Source organism: Streptomyces sp. enrichment culture (assembly GCF_964273255.1).
Classification (GTDB): domain Bacteria; phylum Actinomycetota; class Actinomycetes; order Streptomycetales; family Streptomycetaceae; genus Streptomyces.
In genome coordinates, this window is sequence record NZ_OZ186835.1 from 5,019,085 (window position 1) to 5,039,414 (window position 20,330).

At 69.7% G+C, this 20,330-nt stretch carries 17 protein-coding genes; 3 read left to right on the forward strand and 14 right to left on the reverse strand.

Translation table 11 applies throughout. The annotated features are described in order from the left end of the window. Window position 1: 1 nt before the first annotated feature. From mmsB to ACSU53_RS21770, 6 genes are all read right to left on the reverse strand, one after another. A complete protein-coding gene (gene mmsB / locus ACSU53_RS21745; protein WP_437030157.1) occupies window positions 2–1,246 on the reverse strand; it encodes a multiple monosaccharide ABC transporter permease in 1,245 nt (414 codons plus the stop codon). Next, window positions 1,243–2,793 (reverse strand): multiple monosaccharide ABC transporter ATP-binding protein, encoded by a 1,551-nt coding sequence (gene mmsA, locus ACSU53_RS21750; protein WP_437030159.1) that lies wholly within the window; start codon window positions 2,791–2,793, stop codon window positions 1,243–1,245. The genes mmsB and mmsA overlap by 4 nt, the downstream gene beginning before the upstream one ends. 39 nt (window positions 2,794–2,832) lie before the next feature. Next, a complete protein-coding gene (chvE, locus tag ACSU53_RS21755; RefSeq protein ID WP_437030161.1) occupies window positions 2,833–3,945 on the reverse strand; it encodes a multiple monosaccharide ABC transporter substrate-binding protein in 1,113 nt (370 codons plus the stop codon). 142 nt (window positions 3,946–4,087) lie between these two features. After that, window positions 4,088–5,056, reverse strand: a complete 969-nt coding sequence (locus ACSU53_RS21760; RefSeq protein WP_437033326.1) for a hypothetical protein — start codon at window positions 5,054–5,056, stop codon at window positions 4,088–4,090. A gap of 141 nt (window positions 5,057–5,197) precedes the next feature. Then, complete coding sequence (locus ACSU53_RS21765) at window positions 5,198–6,259, reverse strand: zinc-dependent alcohol dehydrogenase (RefSeq protein ID WP_437030163.1); 1,062 nt, start codon at window positions 6,257–6,259, stop codon at window positions 5,198–5,200. Next, the gene (locus ACSU53_RS21770; protein WP_437030165.1) at window positions 6,256–7,419 is read right to left on the reverse strand and encodes a mandelate racemase/muconate lactonizing enzyme family protein; all 1,164 of its coding nucleotides are present in this window, start codon (window positions 7,417–7,419) and stop codon (window positions 6,256–6,258) included. The genes ACSU53_RS21765 and ACSU53_RS21770 overlap by 4 nt, the downstream gene beginning before the upstream one ends. A 239-nt stretch (window positions 7,420–7,658) precedes the next feature. On the opposite strand from ACSU53_RS21770, the gene ACSU53_RS21775 reads away from it, so the two are divergent. Beyond that, the gene (locus ACSU53_RS21775; protein ID WP_437030167.1) at window positions 7,659–8,513 is read left to right on the forward strand and encodes an SCO2400 family protein; all 855 of its coding nucleotides are present in this window, start codon (window positions 7,659–7,661) and stop codon (window positions 8,511–8,513) included. A 56-nt stretch (window positions 8,514–8,569) separates the two neighbouring features. On the opposite strand, the gene ACSU53_RS21780 is transcribed toward ACSU53_RS21775, so the two are convergent. The 5 genes from ACSU53_RS21780 to ACSU53_RS21800 form a co-directional block, all read right to left on the reverse strand. Further along, window positions 8,570–9,571 carry a hypothetical protein gene (locus tag ACSU53_RS21780; protein WP_437030169.1) on the reverse strand — a complete coding sequence of 334 codons (1,002 nt, stop codon included), beginning with the start codon at window positions 9,569–9,571 and terminating at the stop codon, window positions 8,570–8,572. A 225-nt stretch (window positions 9,572–9,796) separates the two neighbouring features. Continuing rightward, entirely contained in the window at window positions 9,797–10,633 is an 837-nt protein-coding gene (locus ACSU53_RS21785) for a hypothetical protein (RefSeq protein ID WP_437030171.1), read from the reverse strand. Continuing rightward, window positions 10,633–12,996 carry a DUF6571 family protein gene (locus ACSU53_RS21790; protein ID WP_437030173.1) on the reverse strand — a complete coding sequence of 788 codons (2,364 nt, stop codon included), beginning with the start codon at window positions 12,994–12,996 and terminating at the stop codon, window positions 10,633–10,635. The genes ACSU53_RS21785 and ACSU53_RS21790 overlap by 1 nt, the downstream gene beginning before the upstream one ends. A gap of 74 nt (window positions 12,997–13,070) precedes the next feature. Then, entirely contained in the window at window positions 13,071–13,463 is a 393-nt protein-coding gene (locus tag ACSU53_RS21795; protein WP_437030175.1) for a hypothetical protein, read from the reverse strand. Between the two features lie 433 nt (window positions 13,464–13,896). Continuing rightward, window positions 13,897–14,334 carry a MarR family winged helix-turn-helix transcriptional regulator gene (locus ACSU53_RS21800; protein WP_437030177.1) on the reverse strand — a complete coding sequence of 146 codons (438 nt, stop codon included), beginning with the start codon at window positions 14,332–14,334 and terminating at the stop codon, window positions 13,897–13,899. Between the two features lie 100 nt (window positions 14,335–14,434). Between ACSU53_RS21800 and ACSU53_RS21805 the strand changes: the two genes are divergently transcribed. Then, complete coding sequence (locus tag ACSU53_RS21805) at window positions 14,435–15,457, forward strand: NADP-dependent oxidoreductase (protein ID WP_437030179.1); 1,023 nt, start codon at window positions 14,435–14,437, stop codon at window positions 15,455–15,457. Between the two features lie 66 nt (window positions 15,458–15,523). Here the strand turns inward: ACSU53_RS21805 and ACSU53_RS21810 are convergent, their stop codons facing one another. Next, entirely contained in the window at window positions 15,524–16,690 is a 1,167-nt protein-coding gene (locus ACSU53_RS21810; RefSeq protein ID WP_437030181.1) for a serine hydrolase domain-containing protein, read from the reverse strand. A gap of 119 nt (window positions 16,691–16,809) precedes the next feature. Between ACSU53_RS21810 and ACSU53_RS21815 the strand changes: the two genes are divergently transcribed. Next, a complete protein-coding gene (locus ACSU53_RS21815; RefSeq protein ID WP_437030182.1) occupies window positions 16,810–17,619 on the forward strand; it encodes an EI24 domain-containing protein in 810 nt (269 codons plus the stop codon). 90 nt (window positions 17,620–17,709) lie between these two features. Here ACSU53_RS21815 and ACSU53_RS21820 read toward each other — a convergent pair whose 3' ends face one another. Next, the gene (locus tag ACSU53_RS21820) at window positions 17,710–19,044 is read right to left on the reverse strand and encodes a pyroglutamyl peptidase (RefSeq protein ID WP_437030184.1); all 1,335 of its coding nucleotides are present in this window, start codon (window positions 19,042–19,044) and stop codon (window positions 17,710–17,712) included. A gap of 305 nt (window positions 19,045–19,349) precedes the next feature. Continuing rightward, on the reverse strand, window positions 19,350–20,324 hold the full coding sequence (locus ACSU53_RS21825; RefSeq protein WP_437030186.1) for an aldose epimerase family protein: 975 nt from the start codon (window positions 20,322–20,324) through the stop codon (window positions 19,350–19,352). Window positions 20,325–20,330: the final 6 nt, after the last annotated feature.

Genomic DNA, 20,330 nt, shown 5'->3' on the forward strand with positions numbered 1-20,330 from the left:
ACTACGAACCGACCTTGCGCTTGTTCCACACGTCGAAGCCGACCGCCGCCAGCAGCACCAGGCCCTTGATGACCTGCTGCCAGTCGGTGCCGATGCCGACGAGGTTCATGCCGTTGTTCAGCACGCCCAGGACCAGACCGCCGATGATGGCGCCGAGCACGGTGCCCACCCCGCCGCTCATCGACGCGCCGCCGATGAACGCGGCGGCGATCGCCTCCAGTTCGAAGTTGAGTCCGGCCTTGGGGGAGGCCGCGTTGAAGCGGGCGGCGAACACCAGACCCGCCAGGGCCGCGAGCATGCCCATGTTCAGAAAGACCAGGAAGGTCACCTTCTTGTCCCGCACGCCCGACAGCTTGGCGGCGGGCAGGTTGCCGCCGATCGCGTAGATGTGCCGGCCGATGACGGCGTTGCGCATCACGTAACCGAAGCCGACCAGCAGCGCGCCCAGGATCAGCAGCACGATGGGGGCGCCCTTGTAGCTCGCCAGCAGCAGCGTCACGGTGAGCACCGCGGCCGACAGCGCGACCAGCTTCAGCAGGAACAGCCTGGCGGGCAGCACCTCCAGGGCGAACTCCTGCTGACGCCGGCGGTCGCGGATCTCCTGGAACACCACCAGCGCGATCAGCCCCAGCCCCAGGAGCAGGGTGAGATTGTGGTAGTTCGTCTCCGGCCCGACCTCCGGCATGAAGCCGTTGGCGACCTTCTGCAGACCCCTGGGGAACGGGCCGAGGGTCTGGCCCTCCAGGAAGATCTCGGTCAGCCCGCGGAAGGTCAGCATGCCCGCCAGGGTCACGATGAACGACGGGATGCCGCCGTAGGCGATGAAGAAGCCCTGGATCGCCCCCGCGATGGCGCCGACGGCCAGGCACAGCACCACGGCCATCGGCCACGGGATGTCGTTGCGGACCATGAACACGGCCGCCATGGAGCCCACGAACGCCGTCAGCGAGCCGACCGACAGGTCGATGTGACCCGCGATGATGACCAGCATCATGCCGATCGCGAGGATCAGGATGTAGCTGTTCTGCAGCACCAGGTTGGAGACGTTGCGGGGCAGCAGCAGGTCGCCGTCGGTCCACACCGCGAACAGCGCCACGATCAGACCGAGCGCGATCAGCATCCCGTACTGGCGCATGTTGCGGCGCATGCCGTCCAGCATCAGCCGGAGCAGGCCGTCACCGACCCCTGGCCCGCTCTTGCCCGGCGGCGCTGCGGCCGGGCTCTTGTCGGTGACTTCCGTGCTCATCGGGACACCTCTTTGTCCTTCGTCATCTGCCGCATCAGCGACTCCTGGGAGGCCTCGGCCCGCGAGAACTCACCGGTCAGCCGTCCCGCGGCCATCGTGTAGATGCGGTCGCACATGCCGAGCAGCTCCGGCAGCTCGGAGGAGATGAAGACGACCGCCTTGCCCTCGGCGGCCAGCCGGTCGATGACCGTGTAGATCTCGTACTTCGCCCCGACGTCGATGCCCCGGGTCGGCTCGTCGAGGATCAGCACCTCGGGGCCGGCGAAGATCCACTTGCTCAGGACGACCTTCTGCTGGTTCCCGCCGGACAGCTTCCCCACCGGCTCGAACACGGTGGGCGCCTTGATGTTCATGGACGTCCGGAAGCCCTCGGCGACCTGCCGTTCCCGGTGCTCGTCCACTACCCCGCGGCGGGCCACCTTGCCCAGGGCGCTGAGCGAGATGTTGCGGTTGATGGTGTCGATCAGGTTCAGCCCGTAGTGCTTGCGGTCCTCGGTGACGTACGCGATGCCGTGCGCCACCGCCTCGGGGACCGTCCGGGTGCGGATCTCCACGCCGTCCTTGAGGACGGTGCCGGAGGCGTGCCGGCCGTACGTGCGCCCGAACAGGCTCATCGCCAGCTCGGTCCGCCCGGCGCCCATCAGCCCGGCGATGCCGACGATCTCCCCGCGCCGCACGTGCAGCGACACGTCGTCGACGACCTTGCGCTGCTGGTCGATCGGGTGGTGCACGGTCCAGCCCCGCACCTCCAGCGCGGGGGCGGCGCCCTCCTCCGGGTGGTGCGGGGTGCGCTCGGGGAAGCGGTGCTCCAGGTCGCGGCCGACCATCCCGCTGATGATGCGGTCCTCGGTGGTGGCCGGGTGCGTCACGTCGAGCGTCTCGATGGTGCGCCCGTCGCGCAGGATCGTCACCGAGTCGGCCACCCGGCGGATCTCGTTCAGCTTGTGGGAGATGATGATCGCGGTGATGCCCTGTTCCTTCAGCTGCAGGATCAGGTCGAGGAGTTTGCCGCTGTCCTCGTCGTTGAGCGCCGCCGTCGGCTCGTCGAGGATGAGCAGCTTCACCTTCTTCGACAGCGCCTTGGCGATCTCCACCAGCTGCTGCTTGCCGACGCCGATGTCCGCCACCCGGGTCTCCGGGTGCTCGTTCAGCCCGACCCGGCGCAGCAGTTCGGTGGCGTGCCGCAGCGTCTCGTTCCAGTCGATCAGGCCCCGGGTGGCGTGCTCGTTGCCGAGGAAGATGTTCTCCGCGAGGGAGAGGTAGGGCACCAGGGCCAGCTCCTGGTGGATGATCACGATGCCGCGCTGCTCGCTGGCCCGGATGTCCTTGAACCGGCAGGGCTCCCCCTCGAAGAGGATCTCCCCCTCGTAGGTGCCGTGCGGGTGGACGCCGGAGAGGACCTTCATCAGGGTCGACTTGCCGGCGCCGTTCTCGCCGCAGATGGCGTGGACCTCGCCCTGCCGGACGGTCAGCGTGACGTCCGACAGCGCCTTGACGCCGGGAAAGGTCTTGACGATCGAGCGCATTTCCAGGACGGGTCCCGCCATGGTCGTGCCTTCCGGTCGGTGATGGGTCGTGGGGGACGGTTACGTGAGGTCGCTCTCCTTGATGTAGCCGGAGTCGACGACGACCTTCTGGTAGTTCGACTTGTCCACGGCGACCGGCTCCAGCAGGTAGGCCGGGACGACCTTCGCGCCGTTGTCGTAGGTCTTCTCGTCGTTGACCTCGGGCTTCTTGTCGTTCAGCAGCGCGTCGACCATGTTCGAGGCGACCTTGGCGAGTTCGCGGGTGTCCTTGTAGACGGTCATCGACTGCTCGTCGGCGATGATCGATTTCACCGAGGCGACCTCGGCGTCCTGGCCGCTGACGACCGGCAGCGGCTTGGCCTTGGAGCCGTAGTCGTCGGACTTCAGCGCGGACAGGATGCCGATGGAGATGCCGTCGTACGGGGAGAGCACGGCGTCCACCCGCTCGGTCTTGTACGACGAGGTGAGGATGTCGTCCATGCGCTTCTGCGCGGTGCCGCCGTCCCAGCGCAGGGTGGTGACCTGGTTGAGGTCGGTCTGGCCGGAGCGCACGACGAGCTGCTTCTTGTCGATGTAGGGCTTGAGGACGTTCATCGCGCCCTGGAAGAAGTAGCGCGTGTTGTTGTCGTCGTTGGAGCCGGCGAACAGCTCGATGTTGAAGGGGCCCTTCTCACTGCCGTCCTTCAGGCCCAGCTTCTCGACGATGTAGCTGCCCTGCAGCTCGCCGACCTTCTCGTTGTCGAAGGAGGCGTAGTAGTCGACGTTCTCGGTGCCGAGGATCAGGCGGTCGTAGGAGATGACCGGGATGTCGGCGTCCTTCGCCTGCTGGAGGACGTTGTTCATCGACTTGTTGTCGATGGCCGCGATGATCAGGGCCTTCACGCCCTGCGTGATCAGGTTCTCGACCTGGGAGACCTGCTGGTCGGGGTCGTCCTCACCGTAGACCAGCTTGGTCTCGTAGCCCTTGGACTTCAGGTTCTCGACGACGTTGTTGCCGTCGGCGATCCAGCGCTCGGAGGACTTGGTCGGCATCGCGACGCCGATGACGGCCCCCTCGGAGCCCTTCGCGTCCTCCTCGCTGCCGCCCTCGCTGTTCTGGCCGCAGGCGGACAGGGCGAGGGCGAGGGAGACGGCACCGGCCAGGGCGGTGAGTGCGGCTCTGCGGTTACGCATGATCATCATCCTTGACGTGTGGGACGGGTCGGACGGGAGGTGCTGCGGGGGGTGCGGAGACGGGTGCCGGACGGGCCCACGAAGGGTTGTGTGGGATTGTGCGCGACTGTGTCTACTTCTGTGAAGTCAGATTTCAAGAACGTTATGACCCGGCGTCGAATCGGCTCAGATCACCCGGGAGGCGCGAGCCGAGCGGGGCCATGTCCCCGTCGGCGCCGTGCCGGGCGAGCAGGTCCAGGGCGAGCCGGCCCCGGCGCACCCGCTCCTTGGCCGTGGCCAGGGTGAGCTCGCGCAGGTGGTGGCCGTACGGATAGATGCCGGGGGCCTTGGCCAGACCGAACTTCAGGTACAACGGGGCGCCCCGCCGGATGAGTTCGGCGATCTCGTACATCCGGACGTAGCCGCCGAGGTCGTCGGGGGCCTCGACGTACAGGTCCATCGGGGTGGCCGAAACCCGTCGGATCTCGGTGACATGACGCAGCGTCAGGTCGCTCGGCACGTTGATCGAGTCGGCGCCGAGCCGTTCGTACACCGCGTACGACGCCGGGTTGACCGGTCCCACGAGCGCGGAGAGCTTCAGCGTGGTGTCGGCGGGCAGCAGGCCGGCGGTCCGGGCGCGGTGCAGCGTCCACAGCACCCCCTCGTCGGCGACGAGCAGGCAGCGCACCCCCAGCTCCGTGGCCCGCAGGGCGTCCTCCACGCAGCCCGCGACCGCGTCGTGGCCCCGGGCGCGCGGCCCCGCCCCACGCGAGTCGGTGCGGGTGGAGCCGCCGATGTCCCAGGTGCCGCGCGGGCCGGTGAACAGGCAGAGCTCGATGTCCCGTTCGGCGGTGGCCTCGACCATCTCGGTGATCTCGGCGTCGGTCAGCATCCACACGCCGCTGCCCTGGCTGATCCGGTGCACCGGCACGTCCAGCCGCGACGCCTCCTTCAGTACCACAGCCAGCGCCTCGGGCCCCTCGCAGGACGGGATCTCGGTGCGCCAGCGGCCGCCGCCGGGGAAGGTGTGCGGCGAGGCGTCGGCCGGGTCCGGGGCGGGCGCGCCCAGCCCCAGCGCGGTGAGTGCCTGCTCACCGGGCCTGCGGGCCGTCCGGGCGGAAGCAACGGTCACAGCGTCGGTCACGGGGTGTCCTTTTGTGTTCGGTTTGCCGTTCGGTATCTCGGACGGTGTTCGCGGCTCGGGGTGCGGGCCGGGGCCGCCGGATCGTGCGCCGGCGCGGGAACCGTCAGCCGCCCCCGCACCGGCGCACCGTCAGTGGGGTTCCTCCGGGGGTTCCTCCGGGAGGAGCAGCACCTTGCCCACCCCGGGATCGCCCGCGCCCACCAGCTCCAGGGCGCGGGTGAACGCGGTGAGCGGAAGCCGGTGGGTGACCAGCGGCAGCGGATCGAGCAGCCCGGCGGCGAACACCCGCACGGTGTGCGCCCACGCGGCGGGCGGCGCCCCGAAGACGGTGTGCACCTCCAGCTGCCGGACCACCAGGTCCGTCGGGTCCAGACCGGCCGCGCCCGGCGCCGGGATGCCGGTGAGCACCAGCCGCCCGCCCCGCCGCAGCAGGGCCGCCGAGGTGCGCGCGGCGTCGGCGGACCCCGCGGTCTCGATCACCACGTCGACGTCGTCGGGGAGGTCCTGGTCCCGGGTGCGGAAGTCCGTCGCCCCGAACCGTCGCGCCAGGTCCTCGCGGTGCCGCCGGGTGCCGACGACCAGCAGCCCGGCCGGGGAGACGGCGCGCAGGAACTGCACGGCGAACATGCCGAGCGTGCCGGTGCCGACCACCGCGACCCGCTCGCCGGGCACCGCGCGGGCCTTGAGCGCGGCGGCGGCCACGCACGCGGCGGGCTCCAGGAGCGCGGCGGCCGTGAGGTCGGCGTCGTCGGGCAGGACGTGCAGGAGCCGGGCGGGCAGGGTGAGCGTGGGCGCCATCGCACCCGGCTCGGTGAAGCCGGTCTCCTCGTACCCGGCGGTGCACAGGGTGGTCTCGCCCGCGTGGCAGCGATCGCAGACCTGGCAGTTGCGGAACCCCTCGCCCACCACCTTGCGGCCGAGCAGGGCCGTCGGCACCCCGGCGCCCACCCGCTCCACCGTCCCGGACCACTCGTGCCCCGGCGTCAGCGGGTACCGCACGTAGCCCTCGGGGCGGTTGCCCTGGTACAGCTCGCGGTCGCTGCCGCAGATGCCGGTCGCGTGGACCCGGACCAGGGCCTCGCCGGGAGCCGGTTCGCGCGGCTCGTGCGGGGCGAGACGGTGCTCGCCGGGCGCCTCGACGACGACGCTCACCGCGCCGCCGGCCGGGCCCGCGCCCGCCGCGGGGCTCACGCCGTGCCCTTCGGCCTGCGCTGCTCCCAGCCCTCGGCCCACAGGTCGAACCGGGCCTGCTGCTGCGGGAACTCGGCCGCCGCGTCCACGTCCAGCTCGACCCCGAGGCCGGGGGCGTCGGACAGGTGGAAGCAGCCCGTCTCCGGGTCCACCTGCGGGGCTCCCCTGACGACCTTCTTGATCTCCGCGTCCGCGAAGTCGTTGAAGTGCTCCAGGATCTTGAAGTTGGGTGTGGTGAAACCGACCTGGAGGCTCGCGGCGGTCAGCACCGGGCCGCCGACGTTGTGCGGCGCGACCAGCATGTAGTGGGTCTCGGCGGTCGCGGCCAGCTTGCGCGTCTCCCAGATGCCGCCGATGTGGCCGACGTCCGGCTGGAGGATGTCGGCCGCCTGGCTCTCGAACAGCTCGCGGAACTCGATGCGGTCGTGGATGCGCTCGCCCGTGGCCACCGGCATGTCGACCTTCGCGGCCACCTTCTGCAGCGCCTTGAGGTTCTCCGGCGGCACCGGCTCCTCCAGCCAGGCCGGGTGGAACGGCGCCAGCTCACGCGCCAGACGCACCGCGGTGGCGGGGGAGAAGCGCCCGTGCATCTCCAGCATCAGCTCGGTCTCGGGCCCGATGGCGTCGCGCACCGCCTCGATGAGGGAGACGGCGTAACGGGTCTGCGCGTGGTCGAGTTCGTAGTGGCCGGTGCCGAACGGGTCGATCTTCAGGGCCCGGTAGCCGCGCTCCACGACCGCGCGGGCTGCCTTGTGGTACGCCTCCGGGGTGCGCTCGGTGGTGTACCAGCCGTTGGCGTACGCCTTGACCCGGTCGGTGACGCTGCCGCCGAGCAACTGCCAGACCGGCACGCCGAGGGCCTTGCCCTTGATGTCCCAGCACGCCATCTCCACGACCGCGATGCCGGACATCACGATCTCGCCCGCGCGCCCGAAGTCCCCGTACTTCATGCGCCGTACGAGGTCCTCGACCGCGAACGGGTCCGATCCGGCGATGTGGTTGGCCTCGGCCTCCTTCAAGTAGCCCAGCAGGGCGTCGGTGTGACCCAGCATCCGGGTCTCACCCACCCCGGTGAGGCCCTCGTCGGTGTGCACCCGCACGTAGGTCAGGTTGCGCCACGGCGTCCCGACCACATGGGTGCTGATTCCGGTGATGCGCACGGCAGTCGCCCCTCGTGTCCTCGGCCCGGCCCCGTCGGCTCGGCCCCGGCCCCGGCTGTTCGATATTTCGTCACGCGTTCGAAATGCTGGCGTGACAATAAGGAGGGGGTGGCGGGGTGTCAATGGGTCGCGCGCGCAGCGGTTTCGGGGGATTCCAAACCATTGGGCAACGGTCCTCACCGAACCTTCACCCAGAGCCCTGGGATCCCGACCCGAACGGAACTTAACCTTCCCGCGTCATGGACTACTGCCACCCCTGCCGACGGCACCTCAACGGCGCGCTCGCGTGCCCCGGGTGCGGCACTCCCGCCGAGACGTTCCGCGCCGCCGCGGAGGGGCCCGCCGGGTTCGCAGGACCCGCCGGTCCCGCCGCCGGATACGCCGCCGGGCAGCAGCCGGCTCCGCAGTCCGGGCCCGGACTGCATCCCGCCCCGGAGGCGGATACGGGACCGCAGGCCGGGCCGCAGACCGAGCCCCAGACGGAACCGGAAGCGCAACCGCCGTCACAGGCGGAGGTGGAAGCGGAACCGGAGGCGGATGCCGCCCGGGGCCCGCGCGGGAGGGCGGCGGAGGGCAGCCGCCGGGACCGCAAGGCCGCCGCGCACCGCCGCCGGCGGCGGCGCGTGCTGTTCACCACGGCCGGCCTCGTCCTCGCGGCGGGCGCGCTCGGCCTGGCCGCGCTGGGGTCGGGCGCCCAAGAACCGGGCCCGCCGCCCTCGACGGCGACGGACGAGACACCGGACGGCGGAGCGGCCGAACTGCCGCCGGGCGGGACGACGGACAGCGGTCCCGCTCCCAGTGCATCGCAGGCGTCACCGTCGGCGGAGCCGTCCACGTCGTCCTCGCCCTCGGCATCCGCGTCTCAGTCCGAGGAGGCGGAGCCGGAGGAGGCGGCGGAGACGGCCGGGCAGAGCGGACCGCCCGCCCAGCAGACCTCCGCGCCCCGCCCCACCCGGGAGCCCACCCGCACACCCCCCGCCGGCCCCGGCACCCCGGACGACCCGAAGCCGACGACCGGGAAACCGGACCCCGAACCGGAACCGGAACCCGAGCCGACGAAGACCTGCGACCGCTTCCTGTGGTGGTGCACGTAGGGCGGGCCGTACGGGCCGGTCACGAAGGTGCCGGTGACTCCGTCTTGCCCGAACCGTCAGCCGCCGCGCAGGTCCCGCAGCGTGGAACGCTGTGCGGACCATGCCCTGTCGGCGGCATCGTCAGCGAGAGAAGCCTGAACTGTGCTGTTCGTTCCCAGGGAGGCGGTCCATGTCCGGACCATCTCGGGGCTCTGCGTTTCAAGGACCTTGAGGAGATCGTCGGACGAGTCCGGGGGAAGCGCCCTCTTCCAGGAGGCGACCAGATGGTCGACAGGGTCTTTCCCGAAGGAAGGTACAGCCGTTGCCGGCGCCCTCGATGACAGACGGGTCCGGACCTTCGCCTCCCACGAGGCCCGCTCGTCCTCGCCCATGCCGTCCCGCGCCGCATGTGCCACCGCGTCCATGCTGCCGAGCGCCCACGCGGTGATCGGCGGATAGGGCGACAACTTCTTCTCGGATGTGGTGCGGGGTGCGGCGGCGAATTCCTGCGCCACCTCGTGGGTCACCGCCTCGCGCAGGGTCGCGTAGGCCTCGGGGCTCACGGAAAGGGACACCATGACGCGGATCAGCGCATCGTGCGAGACCGACATGTGCGCACCCTCGGAGTCTTCCCAAGCCCCTTGAGAGGGAAGGGCGCGGCGGACGTACTCCGTGTCGCCGGGCACCAGGATCGCGTACATGTCCCGGGCGTGACCGGCCAGCGCCTTCGCGACGGAGTCGGCCAATGGCCGGTCCAGGGTCGCGGGCTCGTCCTCGATGACGTCGCCCACGGCCACCAGTACGTCCTTCATCGCCTGGGCCTGGGGCAGTGATCGCTGTTCATGCCGTGACCCGGTTGTCGCGTGCTCGATGGCGCGGCCGAGGTCGCCGCACCTCAGGTCGGGCTGGTGCCCTGCCCCAAGAGCCGTGGACATGCGCTCGTGTTGCAGCAGTTGTCGGCACAGGTCCGGTTCCTCACGGGAATCGAGGTACAGCCACGAACCCAGCCCTGCCAGGAGGCCACTGACGCACAGAGCGGCCATGGCCGCTCTGGGACCCGAAATCCTTGCCTGCTTCACGCTGTCTTCCCTGTAGGGGTTCGGTCGTGCCGGATCGTCAGCAGCCTTCCCGAATCTCCGATCGCCCCTACGCCCGGCCTTCGACGGGGTGAGCGGCTTGCTGAGCGGCGCTGAGGTGTGTGTCCGCGATCCCGGCACGTGGAGCGGCGTCTTTCCCCGCCTTCGCGCAATGGCCGAGATCCGCGGATCGATCGGCCTCGAGACCCCGCGTTGGGGGGCGGAGCTTCACGACCAATCAAGGAACGATTCCTCAGCCGCACGGTAGAGATTCTGAACGCGCCAGTGCTTCCTGCTCACCCCCACCTTCTCGATCCGCTCGTCCAAGGCGTTCCGCAGTCGAGGGAACCCGTACTTCTCGGTATCGGTGAAGGATTCCTTCTCGGCGATCCTGTGGAGTATGCCGGTGGCCCGCCCGAATTGCCGCATCAGCCCGAGAGGTCTGTCTGTTGCCCCTGAGGGAGTGGCGGTAAAGTCCCTGCGCGTGAGCGTGTCGATTTGCCGAGAAATAATGTTGAACTGTGATTCATAGACGACGTCGAAGACGTCGGAATCCGCACCCAGCTTGAAAATGAAGTCGCTCAGATCAGCAACCGATACGCTCAGATTGTTCGGCTCGGTGGGAAAATCTTCGTCTGAGTAATCGACATCGACTTGGAGAATATCCGATACGTCGGAAGAGTAGTGGGAGAGTGCGTTCCCGAGATTCTTTCGAATGGCCTCCGGCACGACAGTCGTCTCGGACTCCGTGTAAGCGCTGATCACGCGCTCTGTCATCCTGACCTCTTCCACGGAGTGCCGATCAGTCGTCCGGGGAGCATCTTCTCCTGCAGGACGCCCTGTCATGGCAGACTCCAACGCTTCACCACACTTGGTGAGCGGTCCCGAATCCTCACTCGACTCCGACGAAACGAGACTCCAGCAGAGCTCCTCGCCAGGATCCGAGGCATCATCATCCGACAAGATGAAAATGCTGCCGCCCACGATCAGGGCAGCGATGACCGTTGCCGTGATCGCCAAGGGTGAGCGATACATCTTCCGTCTCTCCTCCACCGCTTCAGGCATCAGCCCTGCTCCCCCGTGGCTGCCTTGGATCCGCCAAGGCCGTCGTAATACGATCCTCTAGCCGTAGAGGTCACCTCTGAAATTCTCCCGCCCGTCTCCCTGATTTGGTCTACGGAGAAGCCTATGTCTTTGGCGTGCTCATGGATCATTTTTAGGATGCGAGGGTACCCGTTCTCTTCGTAGTGACTGATGAGCTCTTCTCTGGTTCGATTTGATATTGCATTATTGAGGGCTTCGGCTTCTTTCCCTGTCCCAATGTCGATGAGCCGCTGAAGGCTGTCGCCTATGACGGGAAGGCCGGTTACCGGGGCGCCGTAGATGTGATACTTGTAAACCTTTTTCCAGTTGTTGTCGCCGATCTCACTGTCTCTGTGATCGACCAGGACGTCTGCTCGGATCTGATCAAGAGATCCGATGACGTAACCAGCCTCCTGCGCCACTCCGTTCGCCTTGTCAGGCTGATGCTCACCCGGTCGGGAGAGTAGATCTTCCTTGGTGATTCCACCTATTTCCGTGGCAGCGAACGAAACCTGTGAATCATGAACGGTTCGATAGGCGCCACCATCTTCGGACACCTCGCGGAGGAATCTGGTCAGAGATGTTTCTTTGATGTCGAGACCGTTAGGTTCGGTGGAGAATCCAGGATCGGAGAAGTCGACGTTCTTACCGAGGATTTCGTAGACGTCGCTCGGGTAGGACGCGACTGCATTGGCGAAGTTCTTGCGCATGTTCGGCGGGACGGCACTCCCGTGATTCTCGATTCCTGCTTCCCCGTATGATTTCACTATCTCTTCGAATACTCGGGTCTCCGCAAGGGAGTGCTGCGAGTGGCTTCCCGGGGCGGAGTGGCTTCCGGGGGCGACGCCAGTCGCCGCAGCTTCCAGAGCTGCCCCGAAGCCCCTGTGGCTGTCGGCGTCCTGAATGTCGCGGTGGTATACCGGAACGCCGTCCTTCATGCTCGTCCGGTATTCGTTGACGAGCTCCCAGTCCCGGTCGACCTGAAGGTAGTGCAGTCGGTCCTTGCCGGCTTGATGAGCCGGGTCGAAGTACGCTGTTGCAGCCTCCGGGTTCCTGCTCATGACGCCGAGCAGGCCATCCAACGGGTCGTTGGCGAACCAGCCATCGGTCTTGTTCGGCGCTGCCGAATCAAACTTGTGGTCCAGGTCCCAGACGTCCTTGTTGCCGCCAAGGGCCGGATCCTCCACCGCGCGGATATCGTCGGCCAGTTCGTGAAGGAAGGCGCCGCTGTAATCGCCACCCTGCTGCATCAGAGTCACGATGCTTTGATACCCAAGCGCTTCGCCGCTTCCTGGCTGGACTCGGTGAACATCGGGAGCCATGAGCTCATATTCCTTGGTCCCGGTTTCCTTCATCGAGGAAAGCCACGTATTGTAAAATTCGGCGTCGGCGGTTTTCTTCCAGCTCTTGTGGGCGTCGGCGTACTCCTTCGTCCCAATCCTGAGCTGCTCGCTCTTCGAACCGGGAGGAAGTGGTTTTCCGTCAAGTCCAAAAGCAGGGACCCGGGTGGCGGACGCAAGGGTTTCCGCGAGGCCCTTCTGCAGCGCCAGGTGAACCCTTTTGTCGTCCTTGGCGTCAAAGTAGGCCAAGTCGCTGAGCCGGTTCGTGAGCTTGATGGTGCCGTCGGTTCCGAGACCGTTGAGGAAGGTTTGGCTGAATGCCTTGTTGTCGGAATTGTCGCGGAACGCGCGGTCGAGTTCGGCGAGTTCGGCCGCCGAGACCTTTCCACCGCTCGCGAGCCTGGTGGCGATGTCCTCGGCGTTCTCGGCCTCGTACTGCTCGATGTCGCTCTTGGCCTGGCCGTTGAAGCCGTTGAACGTGCCGTCCTGGAGGTCGGTGTCGACGACGACGGCCTTGAAGGCGATCTCGACGCCCTTGTCGGCGTCGGTGGTGTCCTTGACGAGCTGGTCTATGCGGTCCTGCCAGGAGCGGACGCTCTCGCGGACGTCTTCCTGGTAGTCGGGATCGTGGTGGTAGGCGGTGCGGGCGCCTTCGCTGAGCCGTTGGGTGTCGAAGGAGACGTGGCCCTGGTCGGACACTTTCATGCCGGCGTCGATGGCTTCCTGACGGGCGGTTCTGAGTTTGCCGCGCAGGTCGGTGAACTGGGTGTGCGCGTCACGCAGAAGGGAGGCGATGGCTTTCGCCTCGGTCTGGGCGTTCCTGTACTCGTTGAGGGTGGTGTCGAAGCGGCGGTTGGCGGCGTTCGCGGCCAGTCCCTGCCAGCCCGGGCCCAGGGAGACGCCGTGCACGTCCCGTTTGTAGGCCTTCTCCTGTTTGCCGAATTCCTTGGCCATGTCGTCCCAGCTCTTGGCCGCCGTGGTGAGGGTGGCCAGATCGGTCGTCATGATTTCGTGGTACGTCGGCATGAATTCCCCGTGGTGCAGCGTCGGTGTGACTGGCTGAAGGCGCGGCGGACGGCTCAGTAGCCGTCCAGGCTGGACGACTTGCGGATGCCCTGCCCGATGCCGAAGTCGGTGTTCTGAAACAGGGTGCCGGTGCTCCGCAGAGCTTCCTTCTCGGAACTCAGGCGGTTCATCAGGTTCTGCACCTGCTCACCCCAGGTCTTGTGCGCTTTCTTCAGCGCCGTCGAGGTGACCCACCCGTGCCCGTCCTTCGCGGCGAACGCCTTGACCGCGGCGCCGGTCTCCTCGTCCGCCCAGTCACCGGCCTTGCGGGTGTCGGGCTCGATGTGGTCCTGGATCGCCTTGGCGGCGGCCTTCTTCTGCGCGGGACTGGACGCCAGGTCCTTCGAACCACCGCGCGCGGGGCCCGACGAACCCCCGGCATCGGCCGGATACCCGTTCAGCTCCATACCGACCGGCCGCCCCGGGCCCCCACCGTCTCCGTACGCCACATCCGCCCCCGTTCAGTTGATTGGCGTGCACCGGCCAGGCTAACAACGCGACTTGGTTTCATGGATCACAGGGGTGCGCCACCGAACCGGATCCATCAACACGGTGATGCAACATGGCCATGGCCTGACGCGCCCGGACTCCCGCGTCGGCGAACCGCCTTTTGTCCGCTGGACATCGCGTAAGCCGCTGTGACGAACCCGGCGTCCTTGAGTTGGCCGGTCTGTCCGCAACCGTCGGCATTGCTCTTGCACGTCTCGACCATTGCCGTACGTCCGGCCAGACCGTCGAGGGATTCTGACCGTTGAGCGCAGAAGTCACCGCTCGACGCCCGCCATGAGGTCGGGCATCCGGGCCTTTCCGCGTGCTCGTCGAATTGCTCGGGAGTGTTGGTCAACCGTCCCGCAGCATCGTCCGCAGTGCGTCGCGCAGGGCGACGCGTTCCTGCTCGGACAGGCCTGCCAGAGGCTCCCGGGCGAACCGCAGGGACTCCTGGAGCCCGGCGGCCACCCGCCGTCCCTCGGCCGTCGCCGCCGCCAGCTTCACGCGGCGGTCGCCCGGGTCCGGGCGGCGCTCCACCAGGCCCCGTGACTCGAGCCGGTCCACGATGCCGGTGACGTTCGACGGCTCGCACTTCAGCCGCTGCGCCAGCCTGCGCATCGGCAGCGGCTCCAGGGACAGCAGGCTCAGCAGCCGTGCCTGGGCGCCGGTCAGCGCGTGCTCGGCGGCGGCCGACTCGTACTCCTCGTGGTACCGCGCCACGACCGCGCCGATCAGCTCGACGACCTCCAGGGTCAGGGCGTCGGGGCGGGGGCTGCGCGGTACGGACATGCCGTCCAGGGTACCCACTTGCTTGACATCCTGAAATATTCACGCGCATGGTTGTTTCAGGTAGTGAAGTATTCCGAGAGTTCCCAGGAGAGGTGCCCGCATGTCCGACGCCCCCACGCCCCCCGCCACCGGCCGCGCATGGCACCTGCTCAGCCGTCCCGTCGGCTGGCCCGAGCCCACGGACTTCGAGCTGGTCGAGGACGCGGTCCCCGCGCCCGGCGAGGGCGAGGTGCTGGTGCGCAACCTGTACCTCTCGGTCGACCCGTACATGCGCGGCCGGATGAGCGCCGCCAAGTCCTACGTCGCCCCCTACGAGCTGGGCAAGGCCATGCAGGGCGGCGCCGTCGGTGAGGTCGTCGCCTCCAACGCCGAGGGCGTGGCCGTCGGCGACCATGTGCTGCACTTCTACGGCTGGCGCGAGTACGCCGTCGTGGAGGCGAAGAACGCCGTCCGCGTCGACCCGGAGGCGGCGCCCCTGTCCGCCTACCTGGGCGTGCTCGGCATGACCGGGCTCACCGCGTACGCGGGACTGTTGCGCACCGCCGCCTTCAAGGAGGGCGACTCCGTCTTCGTGTCCGGTGCTGCGGGCGCCGTCGGCAGCCAGGTCGGGCAGATCGCCAAGCTCAAGGGCGCCTCGCGGGTCATCGGCTCCGCCGGCTCCGACGAGAAGGTCGAACTCCTCGTGAAGGAGTACGGCTTCGACGCCGCCTTCAACTACAAGAACGGCAAGGTCAGCGACCAGCTCCGCAAGGCCGCCCCGGACGGCGTCGACGTCTACTTCGACAACGTCGGCGGCGACCACCTGGAGGCGGCCATCGGCTCCCTCAACCGGGACGGCCGGATCGCCGTCTGCGGGGCGATCTCCGTCTACAACAACACCGAGCCCGCCCCCGGCCCCCGCAACCTCGCCCGGCTCATCCAGACCCGCGGCCGCATCGAGGGCTTCCTGGTCGGCGACCACTACGACCTGCAGCCGCAGTTCGTGGAGGAGGTCGGCCGCTGGGTCCGCTCGGGCGAGCTGAAGTACCGGGAGACCGTCGTCGAGGGCATCGGGAACACCCTGGAGGCGTTCCTCGGCGTCCTGCGCGGCGACAACACCGGGAAGATGATCGTCAAGCTCTGACGGCGCCGCCCGCCCGGTCACGACGAGGGCCGCACCCCGGATCCCGGGGTGCGGTCCCCGGCCTGTTCACCCCGCCAGGGCCGCCCGGTGCGCGGCCTGGACCAGCCGCTCGTTCTCCGGCGCCGGCCCGCCCGGGAAGGCGCAGCGGCGCCGGGTGAAGCCGTAGGCCAGACCGCTGCGCGGATCAGCGAACGCCAGGGAGCCCGCGTCCCCGGCCTGCCCGAAGGCGCCCGCGCCGAGGAAGCGGTACCAGACGTCCGCGACGGCCCGGAACCCCAGCCCGAACGCCGTGTGGTCGCCGGTCACCGGGTCCCGGCCGCAGGCGTGCAGCTGACCGGTCTCCGCGACCGTGTCCGGCTTCAGCAGCGGCTCGTGCTCCTCCGCCCCGCTGATCGCCGCCGCGTACAGCCCGGCCAGCCCGCGCGCCGAGGCCACCCCGCCCACCGACGCCTGACCGGCGGCGCGGATCAGCCGCTCGTTGGGCAGCAGGACCGGTCCGGCCGGTCCGGCCGGTCCGGCGGGGCCGGTGGCACCGTGGTTGAGGGCGATCGCCCGCAGGGTGTGCGGGCCGGTGGGCAGTGCGTCCAGCCGCACCTGCTGGGCGGGCGTGGGCACCAGCGGCTGCACGGAGCGGAACCGGGGCTCCTGGGACGCCGGCAGCCCCAGGTGGAAGTCCAGCGCGTACGGAGCCCGGATCCGTTCCTCGTACACCTCCTGGAGCCGGTGCCCGGTGGCGCGGCGGACCACCTCGCCGACGAGCGCGCCGATGACCAGCGGATGGGAGCCGCACAGCGTGCCGGCCCGCCAGAACGGCCGCTGGTCCGCGAGCCGTTCGGCCAGCGCCCGGTCGTCGGCCAGTTCCTGGAGGGTGAAGCCGCCGTCCGCGCCGACCACGCCCGCGCGGTGGGTGACCAGGTCCCGCAGCGTCAGCCCGCCCTTGCCCTCGGCGGCGAACTCCGGCCAGTAGTAGGTGACCTTGCGGTCCAGCTCCAGGGTGCCGTCCTGCACGAGGACCGCCACCACCAGGAACGTGGCGCCCTGGGTGGCCTCGTGGACCCCGTAGAGGGTGTCCGGGCCGATGCCCCCGGTCCACAGGTCGACGACCCTGCGGCCGTGCACGTGGACGCACACCTGACTCTCGTGGTCCGGCCGTTCCCCGGCCGTCACCGCCGCGAACTCCTCCCGGACCGCCTCGAAGCCGTCGGCCACGGTGCCATGGATCTCCTGGGTCATGCGCCCTCCTCAACAGAACGGCCGCCGAAAAGCTCTCCCGGGAAGCGGTACGGCGGGGCGGGCCCGTTCGACTCAACGGCGGACCGCGGCCGGGCCGGCGGGCCGGATACAGTTCCCCCATGCGTGATCTCGGGGTGGGTTTCGGATATCTGCTGAGAGGCCAGCGTTGGGTGGCCCGGCACGGGAAGCAGTACGGTTTCGGGCTGGTGCCGGGGCTCATCACCCTGGTGCTCTACGCGGCGGCCCTCGTCGCCCTCGCCCTGTGGGGACCGGACGCCGTGGCCTGGGCGACACCGTTCGCCGACGACTGGTCGAGTCCCTGGCAGGGCCTGTTCCGCGGCTTCCTCACCGCGGTGCTGTTCGCCCTCGGCCTGCTGCTGTCCGTCCTCACCTTCACCGCGATGACGCTGCTCGTCGGGCAGCCCTTCTACGAGAGCCTGTCCGAGAAGGTGGACCGCGACGTGTCGCCCGACGGCACCGCCCCCGAGTCGGACCTGCCGCTGATGCGGGAGCTGTGGATCTCCGCCCGCGACAGCCTGCGGATCATCGTGCGGGCCCTGGTGTGGGCGGTCCTGCTGTTCGCGCTCGGGCTCATCCCGTTCGCCGGGCAGACCGTCGTCCCGGTGATCGGCTTCTTCGTCACCGGGTTCTTCCTGACCGAGGAGCTCACCGCGGTCGCGCTGCAGCGGCGCGGGGTGGATCTCCGGGCCCGGCTCGCCCTCCTGCGCTCCCGCAAGAGCCTCGTGTGGGGCTTCGGCACGCCTCTCGGGCTGGCCTTCCTGGTGCCGTTCGTGGCGGTGTTCCTGATGCCGGGCGCGGTCGCCGGCGCCACCCTCATGGCCCGCGAACTCAGCGGCGAGGAGACCGACGAGGAGGGCGCCGCCCGCCGCGAGCCGGCCGCCGGCCCCGGCAACGGCGTCACGCCCTGACCTGCTCCGCTCTCCGGGCGGGCCGTCCCGCAGTCCCGGACACCGCCACCGCCACCGCCCGCCGGGACCCCCGGCGGGCGGTCCGCGTTCTCAGCCCCCCGAGGCCCCGGCGCCCCGCGGGCGCTCCGCCGCGCCCACCGCCACGGCCACGACCGACCGCACCTGCGCCACGATGTCCCGCCGGTTCCGCACGAACTCCTGGTCCGTGACCGTCCCCGTCGCCGGATCGGCGTTGTCCGCCCCGAACTGCAGCACCGGGGTGTGGACATGCCCGCCGGGCAGGGTGCCGTGCAGCCCGAGACGGTCCCGCAGCAGGGTCGCCCGGTAGGCGATCTCGTTCGACAGGTAGTCGCCGCCGCCCCCGGCCCGCGCCGTCGACCCGGGCGTCGGCCCGTCCGGCCGCACCACGGGCCGCGTCCCGCCGGCCGGTATCTCGGTCACGCTCGTGTTGTCGTACACCGGGAAGCGCCCGGTGTCCGCGGCCACCACCTCCGCGTAGGGCAGGGTCGTCGTCGTCCACTGGGGCTGGGAGGCCGGGTCGCTCACGGGGACCGTCTCCGTGCGCCCGACGTCGTCGTTGTCCGGGAAGCCGCCCCGCCAGGCCCCGTTGGTGCGCTCCAGGTCGAAGCGGCCCGCCCGGCCCTGGCTGACCGTGGCGAACAGGTCGGTCCGCGGCAGGTGGGGCCGCAGCGTCCGCTCCACGGTGCCGTCGCCGAAGTCCGCCCAGCGCACCGGGAACACGGCCGTCTCGATCCGCGCCGGACCGGCCGCCGTGTCGATCACCGTGCCGTCCAGGGCGAGCGCCGCCGCACCGGAGGGGTTGGAGATCCGGGTGTCCCGGTCCAGGGTGAACGGGTCGAATCCGGTGACCAGCACGCGCTTGAGGCCCTTGCCGCGCGGGAAGCTGATCGCGTCCTGCCCGCGCGAGGACCGCTCCAGCGCCCCCAGCAGCCGGGCCCGTTCCTCCGCGCCGAGGACGAACCGCGGCCGCCAGGTGCGCAGTTCCCGGGTCATCCCCAGCCGCGCCCAGTACAGCGGCCGGTCGTCGTCCCGGCTCAGGTCGCCGCCCGCCGGGCCGCGGCCCTGCACCCGGTCCACCGCGCGCCGCCACAACGCGCTCCCCTCCCGCAGGACCGCCGCGCGGGCCTGCGGATAGGAACGGGACCGTGCCAGGGTCCGCGCGAAGTCCGGGGCCACGTCGTCGAAGCCGGAGCGGCGCAGGATCTCCCGGGGCGCCGCCCGTTCCAGGCGCTGTTCCTCGACGGTGGGGGGCAGGACACCGCTCCCGACGGCGGCCCGGGCAGCGGGAGCGGGGACGGGAGCGGGGACGGGGGTGGGGGAGACGGGGGCGGCGAGGGCGGGCGTGGCGGCAGCGGTCAGCAGCGCCAGCCCGAGCACACCGGTGCGCACGGGGAGCAGACTCACGGGGGTCGGGGCCTTTCCGTCGTCGTGGGGTACGTACGTGACTGCCGGTGGCGCGCAGTATCGCGTGACGGGCGGGGACGGCGCCATGCGCCCGGGCGGCGCGCGGCCGGATCCCGACGGTCCCCGGGCGGCGGGAAACGGTTCGTTTGTGAAGGGTTCGTACGGGATCCCGGCCGGGAGCACGGATCGGGTAACCGGGGGTCACCTGGAGGATTAGCGTCTGATCCGGGTGGTAGCCATATGAGCAGCCCCGGTCCGGGACCCTGACCCCGGGCCGGGGCTCATCCGTGCCCCCCCGGCGGCCGTCAGCGCACGGAGAACGCGTACACCGTCTCCGAGCGGTACTCCTCGCCCGGCCGCAGCACCGTGCTCGGGAAGTCCGGCCGGTTCGGGGAGTCGGGGAAGTGCTGCGTCTCCAGCGCGATGCCCTCCCCGGGCGCGAAGGGCGGGCTCAGATGGTCCGCCGTGTACACCTGCATCCCCGGCTCGGTGGTCGACACCGTCAGCACGCGCCCCGACGCCGGGTCGAACAGCTCGGCGGCCTCCTCCGGCGCGGACGTCACGCCCTTGTCGAGGACGAAGTTGTGGTCGTACCCGTAGCCCGTCGGCCGCGCCCGGCGGAAGTCGAAGGGCGTGCCGCCGACGTCCCGCAGCTCCCCGGTCGGGATGAGACCGGCGTCGACGGGGGTGTAGCGGGAGGCGGCGAGCCGCAGTTCGTGCCCGCCGGCGCCGCCCGAGCCGGCCAGGTTCCAGTACGTGTGGCTGGTCAGGTTGACCACCGTCGGCGCGTCCGTCACCGCCTCGTAGCCGATGCTCAGCGCACCCCGCTCGTCCAGCGCGTACGTCACCGCCACCTGAAGGCGGCCCGGGAAGCCCTCCTCGCCGTCCGGGCTGACCCGGGTGAGCCGCAGCCGGTGCCCGCCGTCCGGCGTCACCTCCCAGGTCCGCCGGTCGAAGCCGCCCTCGCCGCCGTGCAGGGAGTGCGCCCCCTCGTTGGGGGTGAGCACGTGCTCCTGCCCGTCCAGCCGGAACCGGGCGCCGCCGATCCGGTTGGCGTACCGCCCGATCACGGCCCCCAGGAACAGCCCCCGGTGCTCCAGATAGCCCTCGGGGCCGGGGAACCCCAGCACCACGCTCCCGCTCCGGCCCGTGCGGTCCGGTATCTCGATGTCCTGCACGATGCCGCCGTGGGACAGCACCCGGACGCGGACCCCGGCCCGCTCCAGGGTCCAGCGGTGCACCGGCGTGCCGTCGGGAAGTGTGCCGAAGAGTTCGTTCATGTGCGG